Source organism: Dongia sp., assembly GCF_041906375.1.
GTDB lineage: Bacteria > Pseudomonadota > Alphaproteobacteria > Dongiales > Dongiaceae > Dongia.
This window is the reverse complement of the sequence record NZ_JAYRJJ010000002.1, coordinates 200073-218375: the sequence shown is the minus strand read 5'-3', so window position 1 is coordinate 218375 and position 18303 is coordinate 200073. Positions and strand designations below refer to the sequence as shown.

17 protein-coding genes are annotated in these 18303 nt (G+C 63.4%); 16 read left to right on the top strand and 1 reads right to left on the bottom strand.

The features are described from left to right. Positions 1 to 20: 20 nt before the first annotated feature. From infB to ACE3OA_RS07585, 11 genes are all read left to right on the top strand, one after another. On the top strand, positions 21 to 2627 hold the full coding sequence (gene infB / locus ACE3OA_RS07635; RefSeq protein WP_374309623.1) for a translation initiation factor IF-2: 2607 nt from the start codon (positions 21 to 23) through the stop codon (positions 2625 to 2627). A gap of 122 nt (positions 2628 to 2749) precedes the next feature. Continuing rightward, positions 2750 to 3178: a 30S ribosome-binding factor RbfA gene (rbfA, locus tag ACE3OA_RS07630; protein ID WP_374309621.1), complete on the top strand. Its 429-nt coding sequence runs from the start codon at positions 2750 to 2752 to the stop codon at positions 3176 to 3178. 10 nt (positions 3179 to 3188) lie between these two features. Further along, the gene (truB, locus tag ACE3OA_RS07625) at positions 3189 to 4166 is read left to right on the top strand and encodes a tRNA pseudouridine(55) synthase TruB (RefSeq protein ID WP_374309619.1); all 978 of its coding nucleotides are present in this window, start codon (positions 3189 to 3191) and stop codon (positions 4164 to 4166) included. 20 nt (positions 4167 to 4186) lie between these two features. Then, entirely contained in the window at positions 4187 to 4456 is a 270-nt protein-coding gene (gene rpsO, locus ACE3OA_RS07620; RefSeq protein ID WP_374309617.1) for a 30S ribosomal protein S15, read from the top strand. A gap of 258 nt (positions 4457 to 4714) precedes the next feature. Further along, the gene (gene pnp, locus ACE3OA_RS07615; RefSeq protein ID WP_374309615.1) at positions 4715 to 6880 is read left to right on the top strand and encodes a polyribonucleotide nucleotidyltransferase; all 2166 of its coding nucleotides are present in this window, start codon (positions 4715 to 4717) and stop codon (positions 6878 to 6880) included. 61 nt (positions 6881 to 6941) lie between these two features. Next, complete coding sequence (gene ugpQ / locus ACE3OA_RS07610; protein WP_374309613.1) at positions 6942 to 7691, top strand: glycerophosphodiester phosphodiesterase; 750 nt, start codon at positions 6942 to 6944, stop codon at positions 7689 to 7691. 54 nt (positions 7692 to 7745) lie between these two features. Continuing rightward, positions 7746 to 9146, top strand: coding sequence for an NAD(P)H-dependent flavin oxidoreductase (locus ACE3OA_RS07605; RefSeq protein WP_374309611.1), 1401 nt, complete (start codon positions 7746 to 7748; stop codon positions 9144 to 9146). Between the two features lie 147 nt (positions 9147 to 9293). Then, positions 9294 to 10223, top strand: coding sequence for a DMT family transporter (locus tag ACE3OA_RS07600; protein WP_374309609.1), 930 nt, complete (start codon positions 9294 to 9296; stop codon positions 10221 to 10223). A gap of 46 nt (positions 10224 to 10269) precedes the next feature. After that, entirely contained in the window at positions 10270 to 10848 is a 579-nt protein-coding gene (locus tag ACE3OA_RS07595; RefSeq protein ID WP_374309607.1) for a hypothetical protein, read from the top strand. Positions 10849 to 10952: 104 nt separating this feature from the next. Further along, positions 10953 to 11939, top strand: coding sequence for a tetratricopeptide repeat protein (locus ACE3OA_RS07590; RefSeq protein ID WP_374309605.1), 987 nt, complete (start codon positions 10953 to 10955; stop codon positions 11937 to 11939). Next, entirely contained in the window at positions 11936 to 12880 is a 945-nt protein-coding gene (locus ACE3OA_RS07585) for a tetratricopeptide repeat protein (protein WP_374309603.1), read from the top strand. Before ACE3OA_RS07590 ends, ACE3OA_RS07585 begins: the two co-directional genes overlap by 4 nt. Here ACE3OA_RS07585 and ACE3OA_RS07580 read toward each other — a convergent pair. Further along, a complete protein-coding gene (locus ACE3OA_RS07580) occupies positions 12870 to 13571 on the bottom strand; it encodes a queuosine precursor transporter (protein WP_374309601.1) in 702 nt (233 codons plus the stop codon). The genes ACE3OA_RS07585 and ACE3OA_RS07580 overlap by 11 nt on opposite strands. Before the next feature lie 172 nt (positions 13572 to 13743). On the opposite strand from ACE3OA_RS07580, the gene queA reads away from it, so the two are divergent. From queA to queG, 5 genes are all read left to right on the top strand, one after another. After that, the gene (gene queA, locus ACE3OA_RS07575; RefSeq protein ID WP_374309599.1) at positions 13744 to 14784 is read left to right on the top strand and encodes a tRNA preQ1(34) S-adenosylmethionine ribosyltransferase-isomerase QueA; all 1041 of its coding nucleotides are present in this window, start codon (positions 13744 to 13746) and stop codon (positions 14782 to 14784) included. Continuing rightward, on the top strand, positions 14781 to 15902 hold the full coding sequence (tgt, locus tag ACE3OA_RS07570; RefSeq protein WP_374309597.1) for a tRNA guanosine(34) transglycosylase Tgt: 1122 nt from the start codon (positions 14781 to 14783) through the stop codon (positions 15900 to 15902). Before queA ends, tgt begins: the two co-directional genes overlap by 4 nt. An 11-nt stretch (positions 15903 to 15913) precedes the next feature. Beyond that, positions 15914 to 16381 carry a preQ(1) synthase gene (queF, locus tag ACE3OA_RS07565; protein WP_374309595.1) on the top strand — a complete coding sequence of 156 codons (468 nt, stop codon included), beginning with the start codon at positions 15914 to 15916 and terminating at the stop codon, positions 16379 to 16381. Positions 16382 to 16557: 176 nt separating this feature from the next. After that, on the top strand, positions 16558 to 16848 hold the full coding sequence (locus ACE3OA_RS07560) for a GIY-YIG nuclease family protein (protein ID WP_374309593.1): 291 nt from the start codon (positions 16558 to 16560) through the stop codon (positions 16846 to 16848). 147 nt (positions 16849 to 16995) lie between these two features. After that, entirely contained in the window at positions 16996 to 18132 is a 1137-nt protein-coding gene (gene queG / locus ACE3OA_RS07555) for a tRNA epoxyqueuosine(34) reductase QueG (RefSeq protein ID WP_374309591.1), read from the top strand. The last annotated feature ends 171 nt before the right edge of the window (positions 18133 to 18303 follow it).

The following is an 18303-nucleotide window of genomic DNA, read 5'->3' as shown; positions in this document are numbered from 1 at the left end:
CGAACGGAAACACGCGCAGCATGTCCAGTGATACCGATACGCCGACCCGCAAACCGCTGAAGCTTTCTTCGCCCGGCAAGCTCGAGCTGAAGAAGACAGTGGATGGCGGCCAGGTGCGCCAGAGCTTCCCGCATGGCCGTACGAAGACGGTTGCGGTCGAGGTGAAGAAGAAGCGCACCTATACCACCGGTGCCGGCGGCAAACTGGCGGAAGTGGCGCCCGAGGTCGAGGTAAAGCCGCATGTTCCGGCGCCGGTCGCCCCGGCCCCCGAGGTCGACGAGCGGCACCATACGCTGACCGAGCAGGAGCGTCAGAACCGCCTCAAGGTCCTTGAGCAGGCCAAGAAGGACGAGGACGTCCGCAAGCTCACCGAGGCCGAGGAAGCCAAGCGCGCCGCCGAACGCTCCGAGCGCGAGCGCGCCGAGCTCGACCGCCGTCGCCGCGAGGAAGAGGAACGCAAGGCCGCTGAAGACGCTGCCCGCAAGGCGCGCGACGTGGTGGCCGAGGCGCCCAAGGCGAAGCCAGCGGCGGCTGCAGCCGCTGCGGCGGAGCCGGAAGCAGCGGCCGGTGCGGCAGCAGCGCCCCATGTCGGGCGCATGCATCTCGCGAAGACCGTGGCCAAGCAGGCCGAGGAAGAAAACGAAGAAATGATGCGCCGGCGGACGACCGGCCATCGCGCGCCGGCGGCCAAGCCCGCAGCCGGCCGTGGCCGTGGCGACGACCAGCGTCGCCGCAGCGGCAAACTCTCGGTCACCCAGGCGCTCGACGCCGATGGTGGCGAGCGTCAGCGCTCTCTGGCGGCCTTCCGCCGCCGGACCGAAAAAGAACGTCGTGCCATGATGGGCAACGCACAGTCGCAGCAGAAAGTCCTGCGCGAAGTCGTGCTGCCCGAAGCAATCACGGTGCAGGAACTGGCGAGCCGCATGGCGGAGCGCGGTGCCGACGTGATCAAAGCTTTAATGAAAATGGGTGTCATGGCCACAATTAATCAGACAATCGATGCCGATACGGCCGAACTCATCATCGGTGAGTTCGGACACACCGTGCGCCGCGTCTCCGCGGCGGATGTCGAACTCGGCCTCGAGGGCGATACCGACACCTCGGAAACGCTGGTGTCGCGTCCGCCGGTCGTCACCATCATGGGTCACGTCGACCACGGCAAGACCTCGCTCCTCGACGCGCTGCGCCAGACCGACGTCGCCGCGCACGAAGCCGGCGGCATCACGCAGCATATCGGCGCCTATCAGGTGAAGCTGCCCACGGGCAAGAAGATCACCTTCATCGATACGCCGGGCCACGCCGCCTTCACCGAGATGCGCGCGCGCGGTGCCAACGTCACGGATATCGTTGTCCTGGTCGTGGCGGCCGATGACGGCATCATGCCGCAGACGGTCGAAGCCATTCATCACGCCAAGGCGGCGAAGGTGCCGATCATCGTCGCCATCAACAAGATGGACAAGCCCGGCGCCGACGCCACGCGCGTGCGCCGCGAACTCCTCAACCATGAACTCGTCACCGAGGACATGGGCGGCGACGTGCTGTCGGTCGAGGTCTCCGCGAAGGCCAAGACCAATCTCGACAAGCTCGAGGAAACGCTGCTGCTGCAGGCCGAAATCCTCGATCTCAAGGCCAACCCGGAACGCCAGGCCATGGGTGCCGTGGTCGAAGCCAAGGTCGAACGCGGCCGCGGCACGGTCGCTACCCTGCTGGTGCAGAAGGGCACGCTCAAAGTGGGCGACATCTTCGTCGCCGGCGCCGAATGGGGCCGTGTCCGCGCCCTCCTCGACGACCGCGGCCGCAACATCGACAGCGCCGGCCCGGCCTCGCCGGTCGAGGTGCTGGGTCTCCAGGGAACGCCGCTTGCCGGCGACGTCTTCGTCGTCGTCGATTCCGAGGCCCGTGCCCGCGAGATCACTGAGTTCCGCCTGAACCGCCAGCGCGAGCAGATTGCGCTCACCGCCGGCCGCTCGACGCTGGAGCAGATGTTCTCCAAGATCCAGGCCGGCGAAGCCAAGGAAGTGCCCGTGGTCATCAAGGCCGACGTGCAGGGCTCGGTCGAAGCAATCTCCGGCAGCCTCAAGCAGCTCGGTACCGACGAGGTCAAGGTGCGCATCCTGCATGCGGCCGTCGGCGGCGTGAACGAAAGCGATGTGACGCTGGCCCGCGCCTCGGGCGGCATGATCATCGGCTTCAACGTGCGTGCCAATCCGCAGGCCCGTGAAATGGCGCGGCGCGACCATGTCGACATCCGCTACTACTCGATCATCTACAACGTCGTGGATGACATCAAGGCGGCCATGTCCGGCATGCTGGCGCCCACTTTGCGCGAAAAGTTCCTCGGCAATGCCGAAATCCGCGAAGTGTTCAACGTCACCAAGACCGGCAAGGTCGCCGGCTGCATGGTCACCGAAGGCCTCGTCAAGCGCGGTGGCAAGGTGCGCCTGCTGCGCGACAACGTCGTCGTCCACGAAGGTACGTTGAAGACCCTCCGCCGCTTCAAGGACGAAGTCCGCGAAGTCAAGGAAGGCTTCGAATGCGGCATGGCCTTCGAGAATTACGACAACATCGAAAAGGGCGACATCATCGAGTGCTTCGAGATGGAAGAAGTCGCCCGCGAGCTGGCGTAAGAACAGCCCACTCCGCATATTGATGTCATCCCCGCGCAAGCGGGGATCCATCTTTCCGGTTGCTCCGTCCATGGATGCCCGCTTTCGCGGGCATGACAAATTCTGCTGATGAAACGCTAAGCATGCCACGCAAGAAAACCATCACCCCCAAGGCCGGTCAGCGGCAGTTGCGCATTGCCGAGGAAATCCGGCATGCGCTTTCGGGCATCATCGCCGATAACAGCCTCTCCGACCCCGACCTCACCGGGCGCATGATCACGGTGACGGTGGTGAAGATCAGCCCGGACCTCCGCAACGCCACCATTTTCATCGCCCCCTTTGGCGGACCGAAAGAGGCCGGCGCGGCCGAGATCATCGTGCGTGCCCTCAACCGGGCGGCCGGCTATTTCCGCGGCGAAATCGCGCGGCAGGTCGACATGCGCGTCAGCCCGCAGCTGCGTTTCAAGATCGACGACAGTTTCGAGGAAGCCAGCCGCATCGAGGCCCTGCTGCACGATCCGGTGGTGCGGGCGGATATCGCCAAGAAGCCGGAGCCCGAATCCGAGCAATGAGCCCCCGCAGATGAGTCGGCGTAAGAAAGGCCGGAAGGTCGACGGCTGGGTCATTCTCGACAAGCCGCTGGGGATGACCTCGACCCAGGCGGTCAATGTGGTGCGGCGCCTGTTCGATGCGCAGAAGGCCGGGCATGGCGGCACGCTCGACCCGTTGGCGACGGGCATCCTGCCGATTGCCTTGGGCGAAGCCACCAAGACGGTGCCTTACGTCATGGACGGCACCAAGACCTATCGCTTCACCCTGAAATTCGGCGAGCAGCGCACGACCGACGACGCCGAGGGCGAGGTCATTGCCCGATCCGACGTGCGGCCGAGCCAGGCCGCGATCGAGGCAGCGCTCCCCCATTTCATCGGCCTTATCGACCAGGTGCCGCCGCAGTTCTCGGCCATCAAGGTGGGCGGCGAACGCGCCTATGACCTGGCGCGCGATGGCGAAACGGTCGACCTCGCCCCCCGGCAGATCCGCATTTTCGACTTCCGCCTGGCGGGGTTCATCAACCCGGACGAGGCCGTTTTCGAGGTCAAATCCGGCAAGGGCGCCTATATGCGGAGCCTGGGGCGCGATCTGGCTCTACATTTGGGGTCCCGAGGCCATATTTCGGCCCTGCGGCGACTATCTGTTGGGGGGTTCACCGAGGAAAAGGCGATTTCGCTCGACGCCCTCAAGGATGTAATTTCGCTGGACGCCGAGAATCTGATTTCGCTGGACGCTCAGGGGGCATTGGGGCATATTCCGGCCGCTTTTAAGCATTTGTTGCCGATAGAGACCGCGCTGGACGACATCCCGGCTCTGGCCTTATCGGCCACCGAGGCGATACGCCTTCGGTCCGGGCAACCGGTTGGATTACTCCACCGCCAAGACCGCGATCGATTTCGGGAGTTCACTCCCGGCGGCATGGTTTGCGCCATGTCCGAAGGCAAGCTCGTAGCCCTCACCCGTTATGAGGCAGGCGAACTCGTCCCGGTGCGCGTCATCAACCATTAGGACCACAAAGGAGAAGGTCGATGTCGATCACTGCCGAACGTAAGCAAGAAGTTCTGAAGGAATTCGCCAAGGCCGCCAACGATACCGGCTCGCCTGAAGTGCAGATCGCGCTCCTCACCGAGCGGATCAAGAATCTGACCGAGCATCTGCAGACCCATGACAAGGATTTCCATTCGCGTCGCGGTCTGCTGGTCATGGTGGGGCAACGCCGCCGCCTGCTCGATTACTTGAAGAAGTCCAGCAACCAGCGCTACCAGGAAATCCTGGGCAAGCTGGGCCTGCGCCGCTAAACCCAACGGGGATCCCGCCCAGGGCTGAAGTCATGGGCGGGATTGTCGTATTGGGGTTGCCCACGATAATCCCAACGCGACATCCTCATCCACCGGCCGGCGCGGTTCTTCGACCATCGCGCCATCAGCCGCAACGAGCCGGGCCGACGCAAGCAACGCCATCTCTTTCGCGCGTTGCTTTCGCGGGTCCGGCATCCCATCGGTCGAGATGACCGGCTCCGCCCGAATAACCGCGGCGGGGCCCTGAAAGGACCAGATATGTTCAAGATCTATCGTAAGGAATTGATGTGGGGCGGGCGTAAGCTCACGCTCGAAACCGGCCGCATCGCGCGCCAGGCTGACGGCGCCGTGCTCGCGACCTATGGCGAGACCGTCGTGCTCTGCACCGCCGTCGGTGCCAAGTCCCCGAAGCCCGGTGTCGATTTCTTCCCGCTCACCGTCAACTACCAGGAAAAGGCGTTCGCCGCCGGCAAGATTCCGGGTGGCTTCTTCAAGCGCGAAGGCCGCCCGACCGAGAAGGAAGTGCTGACCAGCCGCCTGATCGACCGTCCGATCCGCCCGCTGTTCCACGAGACCTATCGTAACGAGACGCAGGTCGTCTGCACGACCCTCTCCCACGATCTCGAGAACGATCCCGACATCGTGGCGCTCATCGGCGCCTCGGCCGCCCTCACCATTTCCGGCATCCCGTTCCTGGGGCCCATCGGTGCGGCGCGCGTCGGTTACATCGATGGCGAATACGTCATCAACCCGAAGCGTTCGGACCTTCCCAATTCCAAGCTCGACCTCGTGGTCGCCGGCACCGCCGAGGGCGTGCTGATGGTTGAATCGGAAGCGCAGGAGCTCTCCGAAGAAATCATGCTGGGCGCCGTCAATTACGGCCACAAGGAATTCCAGCAGGTCATCAACGCGATCATCGAACTGGCCGAGCAGTGCGCCAAGGATCCGCGCGAACTGACCCCGCCGGATGCAGCCGCCGTCGAGATCTACGGTGCCTTGAAGGCCCAGTTCTCGGAGAAGCTCGCCGAAGCTTACCGTGAGACCGCCAAGCAGGCGCGCACCGACAAGGTCGCCGCCGTGAAGGACGAAGCCAAGAAGACCCTGGGCACCGACGACAAGAAGATCGAACTCGTCGGCAAGCAGTTCAAGGAACTGGAAAAGGACATCGTCCGCGGCAACATCCTGAAGACGGGCCTGCGCATCGACGGCCGCGACACCAAGACGGTCCGCCCGATCACGGCGGAAGTGGGCGTGCTGCCGCGCGCCCATGGTTCGGCGCTGTTCACCCGCGGCGAAACCCAGGCGCTGGTCGTGACCACGCTGGGCACCGGCGATGACGAACAGATCATCGACGCGCTGGAAGGTGAATTCCGCGAGACCTTCATGCTGCATTACAACTTCCCGCCCTATTCGACCGGCGAAGCCGGCCGCATGGGTTCGCCGGGCCGCCGCGAAATCGGCCACGGCAAGCTCGCCTGGCGCGCGGTGCACCCGCTGCTCCCGGGCAAGGAAGCCTTCCCCTACACGATCCGCATCGTCTCCGAGATCACGGAATCGAACGGCTCCTCGTCGATGGCGACCGTGTGCGGTTCGTCGCTTGCCATGATGGATGCCGGCGTGCCGCTGGCGCGTCCCATCGCCGGCATCGCCATGGGCCTGATCAAGGAAAAGGACGGCTATGCCGTTCTCTCCGACATCCTGGGCGATGAAGATCACCTCGGCGACATGGACTTTAAGGTGGCCGGCACCGACAAGGGCATCACCGCCCTGCAGATGGACATCAAGATCACGTCGATCACCTCCGAGATCATGAAGATCGCCCTCGGCCAGGCCAAGGACGGTCGCCTGCACATCCTCGGCGAGATGGCCAAGGGCCTCACGGGTGCGCGCGAAGGCGTCAACCAGAACGCCCCGCGCATCACCGTGATCAACATCCCGAAGGAAAAGATCCGCGAAGTGATCGGCCAGGGCGGCAAGGTCATCCGCGAGATCTGCGAAGTCACCGGCGCCAAGATCGACATCGAAGACGATGGCACCATCAAGGTGGCGGCGGTCGATTCCAAGGCCGGCGAAGCGGCCATCAACTGGATCCGCGGCATCGTCGCCGAGCCGGAAGTCGGCGTCATCTATGACGGCAAGGTCGTCAAGCTGATGGATTTCGGCGCCTTCGTGAACTTCTTAGGGAGCAAGGACGGCCTCGTCCATATCAGCGAGCTGGCACCGCAGCGCGTCAAGCAGACCTCGGACGTGGTCGAAGTCGGCCAGGCCGTGAAGGTGAAGGTGCTGGGCATGGACGATCGCGGCAAGGTGAAGCTCTCGATGCGCGTCGTCGACCAGAAGACCGGCGCTGACATGTCGGAAGAGATCGCCAAGGCCGATGCCGAACGCCGCGCTCAGCGGAACACCGAGCGTGCCGATTCGTGAAGAAATGGAGATGGCGGTCTTTGGCCGCCATCTCCGCCTTCGCTTCTGATAGGCTGGCCCGATGCCAAAACGCACACTTTCCCTGCCGCGGGTGATCGGTCATCGGGGCGCTGCCGAAGCGGCCCCTGAGAACACGCTGGCAAGCTTCCGCGAAGCCAAGCGCCAGGGGGCTGCCTGGGTCGAGTTCGACGCCAAGCTTTCAGCCGACAATCGTGCCTTCCTCCTCCATGACGACAATATCGATCGCACCAGCAACGCCGCGGGTGCCGCCCGCGCGCTCACCTATGACGAGCTACGCGTGCTTGATGCCGGCAGCTGGAGGGGTCCGCAATTCGCCGGCGAAAAGATGCCGCTGCTGGCCGAGGCGCTGGCGCTCTTTGCGCAGGAAGACCTGCAGTTCAATCTGGAATTGAAGCCCTGTCCGGGCCGCGCCCGCGATACGGCGAAGATCGTGCTCGACGAGCTTGCCCATCTGTGGCCGGCGGCGAAGCCGAAACCGCTCATTTCCAGCTTCGTCCTCGAATGCCTCGAGATCGCCCGCGACCAGGCGCCGGAACTCCCGCGCGGTCTGCTGCTGGAAGATCATCCCGTCAACTGGCTGGATCTGGCGCAAAACCTCAAGGCCGACACGGTCAATATCTGGGACCAGGCGGCAACGCCGGAATGGGTGGCCGAGATCAAGGCGGAAGGCTATGGCCTTCTGGTCTATACTGTTAACGATGCCGCGCGCGCCAGGCAGCTGATCGATTGGGGCGTCGACGGCATATTCACCGATGCGCCGGCACGCATCTTGGCGGCCGTCGGTCAATAATTATATAAATTGGGATGTCGCCGCCGGTGATGCGGCGGCCAGTGGGAGGCACGGGTGAAAGCACTAAAGCCGTTGATCATTTCGGGACGCGAAGTCCTGCCGCTCATCGAAGGCGGCAAGGGCATCTCCGTCTCGAACGGGCAGTCTTCCGGCGCCTGGGCGCTGGCTGGCGGTGTCGGCACCTTCTCCGGCGTCAATGCCGATTCCTATGACGAGAACGGCAAGCCGATCCCGCAGCTTTATCACGGCAAGACCCGCCGCGAGCGGCACGAGGAATTGCTCGACTACGCCATCAAGGGCGGCATCGCCCAAGCCAAGATCGCCCATGACTGCATGGGTAATAACGGCCGCCTCCACATCAACGTGCTGTGGGAGATGGGCGGCGCCGAGCGGGTGCTGCACGGCGTGCTCGAAGGTGCCAAGGGCCTCATCCACGGCGTCACCTGCGGCGCCGGCATGCCCTATCGCATCGCCGAGATCTGCGCGCAGTACAACATCCACTATTATCCGATCGTTTCCTCGGCGCGCGCCTTCCGGGCCCTGTGGAAGCGCGCTTATCACAAGTTCAGCCATCTGCTGGGCGGTGTCGTCTATGAGGATCCGTGGTTGGCCGGCGGCCATAACGGCCTTTCCAATGTCGAGGATCCGAACAAGCCGCAGGCGCCTTATGAGCGTGTGCGCGATCTGCGCAACACCATGCGTGACGAATGCGGCCTCGCTGAGACGCCCATCATCATGGCGGGCGGCGTGTGGAACCTGCGCGAGTGGGAAGACTGGATCGGCAATCCGGAGCTTGGCCCCGTCGCCTTCCAGTTCGGCACGCGGCCGCTCTTGACCCAGGAAAGCCCGATCTCGGACGCCTGGAAGAAGCGCCTGGTGAATCTGAAAAAGGGCGACGTCTTCCTCAATCGCTTCAGCCCGACCGGCTTCTATTCGTCGGCGGTCAACAATGCCTTCATCCAGGAACTGCGCGACCGCTCGGACCGGCAGATCGCCTTTTCGCAGCACAAGATCGGCGAGCATGAATGGCCGCTGGCCGTGGGCGCCCGCGGCCGCCAGGTCTTCGTGACGGCGGCCGACAAGCTGCGCGCCGAGGAATGGGTGCGCCAGGGCTTCACCGAATCCCTGCGCACGCCGGAATCGACGCTGATCTTCGTCACCCGCGACAAGGCCAACGAGATTCTCAAGGACCAGATCGATTGCATGGGCTGCCTGTCGGCCTGCAACTTCTCGAACTGGGCCCAGAACGAGGAAGGCACCACCGGCCACAAGGCCGACCCCAGGAGCTTCTGCATCCAAAAGACGCTGCAGGAGATCAGCCATTCGGACAAGATCGAAGACCAGCTGATGTTCGCCGGCCACAACGCCTACCGCTTCCGCGACGATCCCTTCTATGCGAACGGCTTCGTCCCCACCGTGAAGCAGCTGGTCGAGCGGCTTGTAACGGGGGATTGAGTTTTCCGAGCTTGCACCTTCTCCCTCTCCCTGAAGGGAGAGGGGATAGAGACCTGGCTTCGCAACCATCGCAGCGATGCATTTCCCGCAAGGCCTGCGGCTGAATTTGCGGAGCGCGCCGCGCGGCCGGCAGGCTAGTCTCGCCCCATGACGAACACCGCACCGACACACATACCGCTCCCCCGCTGGCAGGCGCTGGCGCTCATCGCAGCCCTGTCCCTCATCTGGGGTTATAATTGGGTGATGATGAAGGTCGCGGTGACCTATGCGCCGCCTTTCGCCTTTGCCGCCATCCGCTTCCTCGGCGGTGCCGTCGTCCTCATGCTGACACTGAAATTGATGGGCCGCTCCCTGCGCTTCCGCGAAATGAAGAGCCGCTGGCGCGTGATCGTCCTCATCGGCTTGCTGCAGACGGCCCTCTGTTTCGGCCTCGTCACCTGGGCGCTGTCCACGGGTGCCGCCGGGCGCAGCGCTGTCCTCAACTACACGATGCCGCTCTGGGTCCTGGTCTTCTCGGTGCTGATGCTCAAGGAGCGCGTTCCCGGCGCGCAATGGGCGGCGGCCGCCCTGGCGCTTGTCGGCATCGTTCTCATCTCCGTCGATGGCGGCCGGTCGGGCTCCTTGCTTGCTGTCATGCTGGCGCTGGGCGCCGGGCTCACCTGGGGGCTCGGTGTCGTCGTGACCAAGCGCGCGACGCGGACGGCGCCGATGGACCCGCTGGCGCTGCCTGCCTGGCAGATGCTGGCCGGCGCCATCATGCTCTGCGTTGTCGCCCTGCTCGTGCCGGAAACGCCGATCGACTGGTCGCCGGCCTTCATCACGGCGCTGCTCTACAATATCGGGCCGGCGACGCCGCTGGCCTATGTCATCTGGTTCACCTTGCTCAACCGGCTCGATGCCGGTCTCGCCTCGCTCGGCATCCTGTTGACGCCGCTCCTGGGGCTTCTCCTCTCAACCCTACAATTGGGTGAGCGGCCGGGGCTTGTCGAAGGGGTGGGGATGGGGCTTATCCTGGTGGCCATTGCCGGATTAGGCTGGGTCAGCGGGCGCCAGGCGCGCAGGAGCCGCGCGGCCTGATCGTCTCCCAGCCTGTCGCGGGGGACCGTCTGAAAGGGGAGCCCAGGTGGGGATCAGGGTATCGAGCTTCCGGCGTGCCGGCGTGGCGGCGGTCTTCGCCTGCCTGCTGGCGCTTCCTTTGGCATCGCCGCGTGCCGAGGATGGCGCCGAGATCGCCGCCCTGGAAAACGAGGCGATGACCGATTTCGCCGCCGGCCAATACGGTCCGGCGGATGAGAAGATCCGCGCCGCCATCGCGCTGGCGGATAATGACAGCTTCAACCGCCTGGCGCTGCTGCAGGGCCTCATTGCCGCGCGCATGGGCAGCGACGGGCGCAGCCTGATGGGGGCCGCCATCGCGGCGCATGAAAGCAATGCCTGGCCGCGCCCCGTCATCGCCTATCTGCTGGGCGAGCGGCCATTGCAGCAGGTGGCCGACGAGGTGCGCCGCTCCGGCAATGCCTTCGACATCAAGCGCCAGCAGGTCTGCGAGTTGTCCTTTTATGCCGGCGCCTTTGCCGCCAGCGATGGCGAGAAGCGCTTTGCCAAGCTGTTGCTGGAAAAGGCCGCCGCCACCTGCGGCAGCGACGGGCGCCTGCAGGCCCTTACCGCCGCCGAGCTGGGCAGCCTAGCCGCCCAGCCCTGACGCCCTTCCTGCTATCCCTCATGGTTTAGTCATTTTCCGCTTTACAACTAATGAGATTTATCGCAATAGTTGGAACATAAAGTGAACTTTGGCGGGAGCAAGGAATGGCGCGGGCGGCGAACAGCAATGGCGAGGCGGCGGAAAGCTGCGGGCTTGGTCGCGCGAGCCCCGACCAAAGACGCTTCATCGCCGCCATTATGACCGTCTCGGCCGCCGACGACATGCTGGAGCAGGGCGACCGGGCCGGCGCCATCACCGCCTATCGGAAAGCGATTGAAATCTGCCCGCCCTGCAACGAGCGGGGCAGCTTCCAGATTCTTCTGGCCATCATCCACTTCGAGAATGGCGAGGTGGATGCGGCCGCCGAGGCCCTCCGCGCTGCCAGCTTGCATGGCTGCATCTATCCCCACGAGGCGTTGCGCTATCTGGGCTTCGTCCACGCCGCCAAGGGCGAGTATGCATCCGCCATCGCGGCCATGACCGAAGCGCTTGCTGCCGGAGAAGACGCAGCCTTCGCGGCCCAGGCGCTGATGATCTTTGATCTGGCCCAGGACGGGGTGGGGGCCGCCTTGCATCGGGCCGAATTCGATCTCGCGGGGTCGAAGCCGGAATATCTTTGCCGCCATGCCTTGCTGCGGGCCGAGTTGCACCGGCTGGATGGCAACCGGGCGGCGGCGCAGGCCAGCCTCGATCTTGCGGCCACAATGGCGCGCGACGATGGGCTCAGCGTGGAACTGGCCTTGTGGCTGGCCGTGCTCGACCAGTCTTTCGGCCGCGCGCTTATGCGCCCCGATGTCGGTGCGGCCTTCGCGGCCGAGCCGGAGTCTTGGCCGGCCCTTGCCTGGAAGATCCTGCAAGGCGACGGCGCGCGCGCCGATCTCGAGGCGGTGCTTCAGACTCTGCCCTGGACCCAGCGCGCCGAGAACCTCGCCATCTTCGATCGCTTGCAGGGATTGCTCGCCGAAAAGGCCGGCGATCTCGACACGGCGCGGACCTGCTACCGACGCGCACAGACCGAACCGCATACGCGCTGGTGCGCAGATTATCATATTGCGGCACTGGATGTGCGTCGCGTCGAGGAATCCCTATGAGCGGCACCGAGGGAGACGCAAAGTACAATGGCGGTAAGATCGCTGCGGTTCTCAAATCCAGTGAGGCGCAGGCGTTGGCGGAGAAAGGCAGGAATGCCGAGGCTCTCATCCTCTACGAGGAGGCGATTCAGCTATGCCCGCCTATCTCCTATCGCGGCAATCTGCGTACCCTCTACGGTGCCTTGCTTTTCGACATGGGCGACGTCACGCGGGCCAGGGAAGCATTCACCGCAGCGATCACGGACGAATGCATGTTTCCGTATGAATCCTATCGTCGTTTGGCCTTTGCCTATGCTGCCGAAGGTAGTTTCAACGATGCCTCCGGATGCATGCTCCTGGCGGCCGAGAAGGGTGAGGATGCGGCCTTTGCGGCCCAGGCCATCTCGACCTACCGCTTCGCGATCGGGCACCGCGATCAGGCCATGTTCTTTGTCCAGGAAGATCATGACTACACTGGATGCGAGGCTGATCCGCGCATGAGGGTATGTCTGGTGCGCGCCGAGATTCAGCGACGAAATGGACAGTTGGCCGCGGCACGCAGATCGCTGGATGATGCGGCGGCCATCGCTGAAGACATGCCAACCGACATCGCTCTCTGGCTGTCGGCCCTGGATAAGGCAATGGGCAACTCGGAAACGCGAGGCATCATCGCGGATGCTCTCTCAGACAAAGATGATATCTGCTCTAAACTGCATGATATCCTGGATCGGCCTGAACTGATCGAAGCAACCCTGAGCGATATCTCCAGCTGGGATCCAATGATCCGGGCCGAGTTTGCGATGACGGGCTATCGCCTCTCGGGGCTCTGCGCCGAGACGGCCGGTAACATGGCGGCGGCGCAGAACCTATACAGCCGGGCGCGCATTGACGCACGAATGCAGTGGCTTATTCACTATCATATGGCAGCTGGAATCTCGGATAGCGCGCCGCCTATTCCTTGACCGCGAACGGGCTGAAATGGGTGTTGGTGTCGTAGAAATCGACCCCCTCGGCGCGCTTCAGCTTGTTGACGACGAGATAGGTGACGGGCGTTGCCAGCGTCTCGTAGCCGACCTTGAACAGCCACTGATTGAGGATGATGGCGGTGAGCATCTCGGTCGGCCAATCGCCGTAGAAGGCGATGGTGAGGAAGATCGCGGTATCGCAGCCCTGGCCGAAGATGGTGGAGCCGATGGTGCGCGCCCAGAGGAAGCGACCCTTGGTCCAGACCTTCATCTTGGCGAGGATGTAGGAATTGACGAACTCGCCCACCAGATAGGCGGCGAAGGAAGCGGCGAGGATGCGCGACTGGGAACCCAGGATCGCTTCGTAGGCCGCCTGATCGGTCCAACCTGCATCGGAGGGCAAGACTTGGCCCAGCGTGATGGCGCCGACGGCAAAAAGATTGCAGCCGAAGCCAATCCAGATCGCGCGGCGGGCGCGGGCATAGCCATAGACCTCGGTCAGCACGTCGCCGAGGATATAGGTGATCGGGAAGATGAGATCCGCCGCCTGCAGCGGATGGCCGAAGATATTGATCGCCTTCACCGCGATCACATTGGAGATGATCAGATCGGTGACGAACAGGGCGACCACGACCACGAACAGGGTCGAGTGGCGGCCGGGATGGGCGGTATGAGCGGATCCGGTCATGGCGTAACTCTGAGCAGAACTCTGGCGAAAAACGGGGGATTTCGGGCGGTTATAGACTCCCACTTATCCCCCGCCAAGCAGCGATTTTGCGCCGGTCCCATGCGGTGGAAGGGCCCGCGCCATGCTGTGAAAAGGCTGGCGGGATGGGGGCTCGCTGGCTAAAACCGGCGCCATGCGCCTCTCGGATTTCGATTTCGACCTGCCCCCTGACCGGATCGCCCTTCACCCTGTGGAGCCGCGCGACGCGGCGCGGTTGCTTCATGTCCGCGCCGAGGGGTTTTCGGACAGGATCGTGCGCGATCTGCCCGAGATCCTGCACCCAGGCGACGTCCTGGTCTCGAACGACACCAAGGTCATCCCTGCCCAGCTCGAAGGTCGCCGCAAGGAGGCGCGGATCGAAGTCACCTTGCTGACCCGGGAAGCGGGGGCAAAGTCGATCGAATGGTGGGCTTTTGCCCGGCCGGGCAAGAAATTGAAGCTCGGCGACCGGATCGATTTTGCGGCCGATTTTGCGGCGACCGTCCTGGCCAAGGCCGAAGACGGTCAGGTCCGGCTGGGTTTCGAGGGCGACGAAGCCAGCTTCCAGGCGCGCCTTGCGTGCCATGGCTGGATGCCGCTGCCACCCTATATCCGCAAATCCCGCGCGGTCGAGCGGCGCGACGATGCCGATTACCAGACCGTCTTTGCCGCGCGCGAAGGCGCGGTGGCGGCGCCGACAGCGGGTCTTCATTTCACGTCGGCGCTGCTCGAGCGGCTGGCGGCCAAGGGTATCGAGCAGCAGCGGGTGACGCTCCATGTCGGCGCCGGCACCTTCCTGCCGGTGAAGGCCGACGATGTGTCGCAGCACAAGATGCATGCCGAATATGGCGAGGTCGGGCCTGAGACGGCGGCCACCATCAATCGTGCCAAGGCGGAGGGCCGCCGCATCGTGGCCGTCGGCACGACCAGCCTGCGTCTTCTTGAGAGTGCAGCGAAGGATGGTCGCCTTTTGCCCTTTGCCGATTCAACCGATATCTTCATCACGCCCGGTTTCAAATTCCAGATCGCCGATTTGCTCATGACCAATTTCCATCTGCCGAAATCGACTCTCTTCATGCTCGTCTCGGCCTTCGCCGGCACGGAGCGGATGAAAGCCGCCTACGCCCACGCCATCGCCAGCGGCTATCGCTTCTTCTCCTATGGCGATGCGAGCCTCCTGGAGCGTGGCGCATGAGCGGCAAGTTCGATCTTCTCGCCACCGACGACAAGGCGCGGCGCGGGCGCATCCACACGGCCCACGGCATCGTCAACACGCCGGCCTTCATGCCTGTGGGCACCGCCGGCACGGTCAAAGCCATGCTGCCGGAATCGGTGAAGGCGACGGGGGCCGAGATCGTGCTCGGCAACACCTATCACCTGATGCTGCGTCCCGGTGCCGAGCGGGTGGCGTCGTTCGGCGGTCTCCATAAATTCATGAACTGGCCGGGGCCGATCCTCACCGACAGCGGCGGCTTCCAGGCGATGAGCCTGTCGGACTTGCGCAAGATCAACGAGCAGGGCGTGGAGTTCCGTTCGCATATCGACGGCTCGAAGCACATGCTCACACCTGAGCGCTCGATCGAGATCCAGGATCTGCTCGATTCCAACATCACCATGGTCTTGGACGAATGCACCGCCTTTCCGGCAACGCCCGAGGAGGCGGCAGCCTCGATGCGGCGCTCGATGCGCTGGGCGGAACGCTGCCGCAAGGCCTTCCGCGACCGCGATGGCTATCTGCTCTTCGGCATCGTGCAGGGTGGCATCTATCCGCACTTACGTGAGGAATCCGCGAAGGCGCTCACCGCCATCGGCTTCGATGGCTATGCCATCGGCGGGCTTGCCATCGGCGAAGGCCAGCAGCAGATGTTCTCGGTACTCGATTACACGCCGGATTTCCTGCCCGCCGACAAGCCCCGCTATCTGATGGGTGTCGGGCGTCCGAGCGATCTGGTGGGGGCCGTTGCGCGCGGCATCGACATGTTCGATTGCGTGATGCCGACGCGCTCCGGTCGCACGGGCCTTGCGCATACGCGCTATGGCGACATCAACATGCGCAATGCGCGCCATGCCACCGACGACCGGCCGATCGATCCCAAATGCAGCTGCCCGGCCTGTTCGTCCTATGTGCGCGGCTATATCCACCATCTGATGAAGACCAAGGAAATCCTCGGTGCCATGCTGCTCACCTGGCACAATCTTCACTACTACCAGGAACTGATGCAGGGCATGCGCGCGGCGATCGAACAAGGCAAGCTCACCGACTTCATCGCCGATTTCCATCGCCAGCAGGAACTGGGCGACATTCCCGCCTGAAGGAGGCTTCCATGCCGAAGAAACCAGCCTATAGCGGCCTCACGCAACTCGGCGCCAAGGTCGAAACGGCAGCGACACCGGACGCAGCCGTGCTGGAGCGCGTACCCAATCCGCATCCGGGAACGGTCTATGTGGCGCGCTATACGGCACCGGAATTCACCTGCCTCTGCCCGGTGACGGGCCAGCCGGATTTTGCGCATCTCGTCATCGACTATGTGCCGGACAAGTGGCTCATCGAATCGAAATCGCTGAAGCTCTATCTGACCGCGTTTCGCAATCATGGCGGCTTCCACGAAGGCACCACGATCGACATCGCCAAGCGCTTCATCGCGGTGGCGAAGCCCAGATGGCTGCGGATCGGCGGCTATTGGTATCCGCGCGGCGGTATTCCGATTGACGTCTTCTTCGAACAGGGCAAACGACCGAAGGATCTGTTCCTGCCCGACCAGGCCGTCGCCCCCTATCGTGGCCGCGGCTGAGGCCGTCTTTCTGTCTTGTCACGCCGAGCGAAAGTAGTCGGCCTGATGAATGGATCCCCGCTTGCGCGGGGATGACAAGTTTCTTACTTCTTGTCCGTTTTATTTCTTGTCATGGCCCGCGCAAGCGGGCCATCCATGGATCGTGATGCTGATTGATAGGCAATTTGGGCGCGTAGATGTCCTATGCTTGGGTCTATATCATGGCCAGCGCTCCTTACGGCACGCTTTACATCGGCGTAACGAATGACCTTGTCCGCCGCGCCTGGGAGCATCGCAACGATGTACTGCCCGGATTTACCAGGCGATATGGCGTCAAAAGCCTAGTTTACTTCGAGGGACATGATGATATCAGCGCTGCGATTCTCAGAGAGAAACGACTCAAGAAATGGCAGCGGGACTGGAAGATTGAACTGATTGAGCGGAGTAATCCGCATTGGAGCGATCTTTACGATTCACTGGTCAAATGAAAGTCGTTGGGCGGGGCGCCTGACAAATGGATCCCCGCTTGCGCGGGGATGACAACCCTCTTGCTTCTTGTCATGCAGTGCGAAATCAGGTGGTCTGTAAATCGGAACGCAGGAGGCCAAGATGGGCGAAAAAATGCAAGCAGGCCTATGACCGTTATCCACGACCCGGCAGCGATCAGAGACGCCATTCGCGCGAAAGCGCTTGCTGCCGGCTTCGATGCCGTCGGTTTTGCGCCGGCCAACCTCACCGAGGAGACGCGGCGGCATCTTGCCGAGTTCCTTGCCGATGGCCGCCATGGCGACATGGGCTGGATGGTCGAGAAAGCCGACCGCCGGGGCGATCCGCAAACATTGTGGCCGGCGGCGCGCAGTGTCGTCGTCCTTGGCATGAATTACGGTCCCGATCTCGATCCGCTGGCGCTCATCGAGAAAAAGGAACGTGGCGCCATCTCCGTCTATGCGCGCCACCGCGACTATCATGATCTGGTGAAGAAGCGCCTGAAGGAAGTCGGCCGCTGGATCGCCGAGACTTGCAAAATCGAGATCAAGGTCTTCGTCGATACGGCGCCGGTGATGGAAAAGCCCCTGGCGATGCAAGGTGGCATCGGCTGGCAGGGAAAGCATACAAATCTCGTCTCGCGCAGCTTCGGGTCCTGGCTGTTCCTCGGCGAAATTTATCTGGCGCTGGACCTGCCGCCGGACAGAGGGGAAGTGGATCATTGCGGGGCCTGCCGGCGCTGCCTCGACATCTGCCCGACCGCAGCCTTTCCGGCGCCCTATCAACTCGATGCCAGGCGCTGCATTTCCTATCTCACCATCGAACATGCAGGTCCCATCCCGCGCGATCTGCGCCCGCTTATGGGCAACCGCATTTATGGCTGCGACGATTGCCTCAGCGTCTGCCCGTGGAACAAATTCGCGCAAGCGACCGCCCACGCGCCGCTGATGGCGCGGCCTGATCTCCTGGCGCCGCACCTCGCCGATCTCGCCCGGTTCGATGACGCGGCCTTTCGCGCCTTCTTCTCAGGCTCACCGGTCAAGCGTATCGGGCGCGATCGCTTCACCCGCAACGTCCTCATCGCCATCGGCAATAGCGGGCAGCGGGAACTGTTGCCTGCGGTCGCGAGTCTATTGAACGATCCGGCGCCGGTCGTGCGGGGGGCCGCCGCTTGGGCTCTGTCGCGGCTCGATATGGAAACGTGGCAGCAGCACCGTCGGGCAGCGATGCAGGGAGAGAAAGATCCTGACGTACGGGCCGAGTGGCAGTTGCCCGAAAGATTGTAGGGTTTCCAGCTTGATGGCCATCTCATTGTGGTGGCGCGGTAATTCGATAGCAGCCTTGCCCCCACCGCAAGGCTGCACGCGGTCTCGGCAATTGACGCGGGAAAGATTCCTTACCTATCCTTAACCAAGATGACAGTGTCGATCTAGCGTTGGGCCGGTTCTCGGGACGGG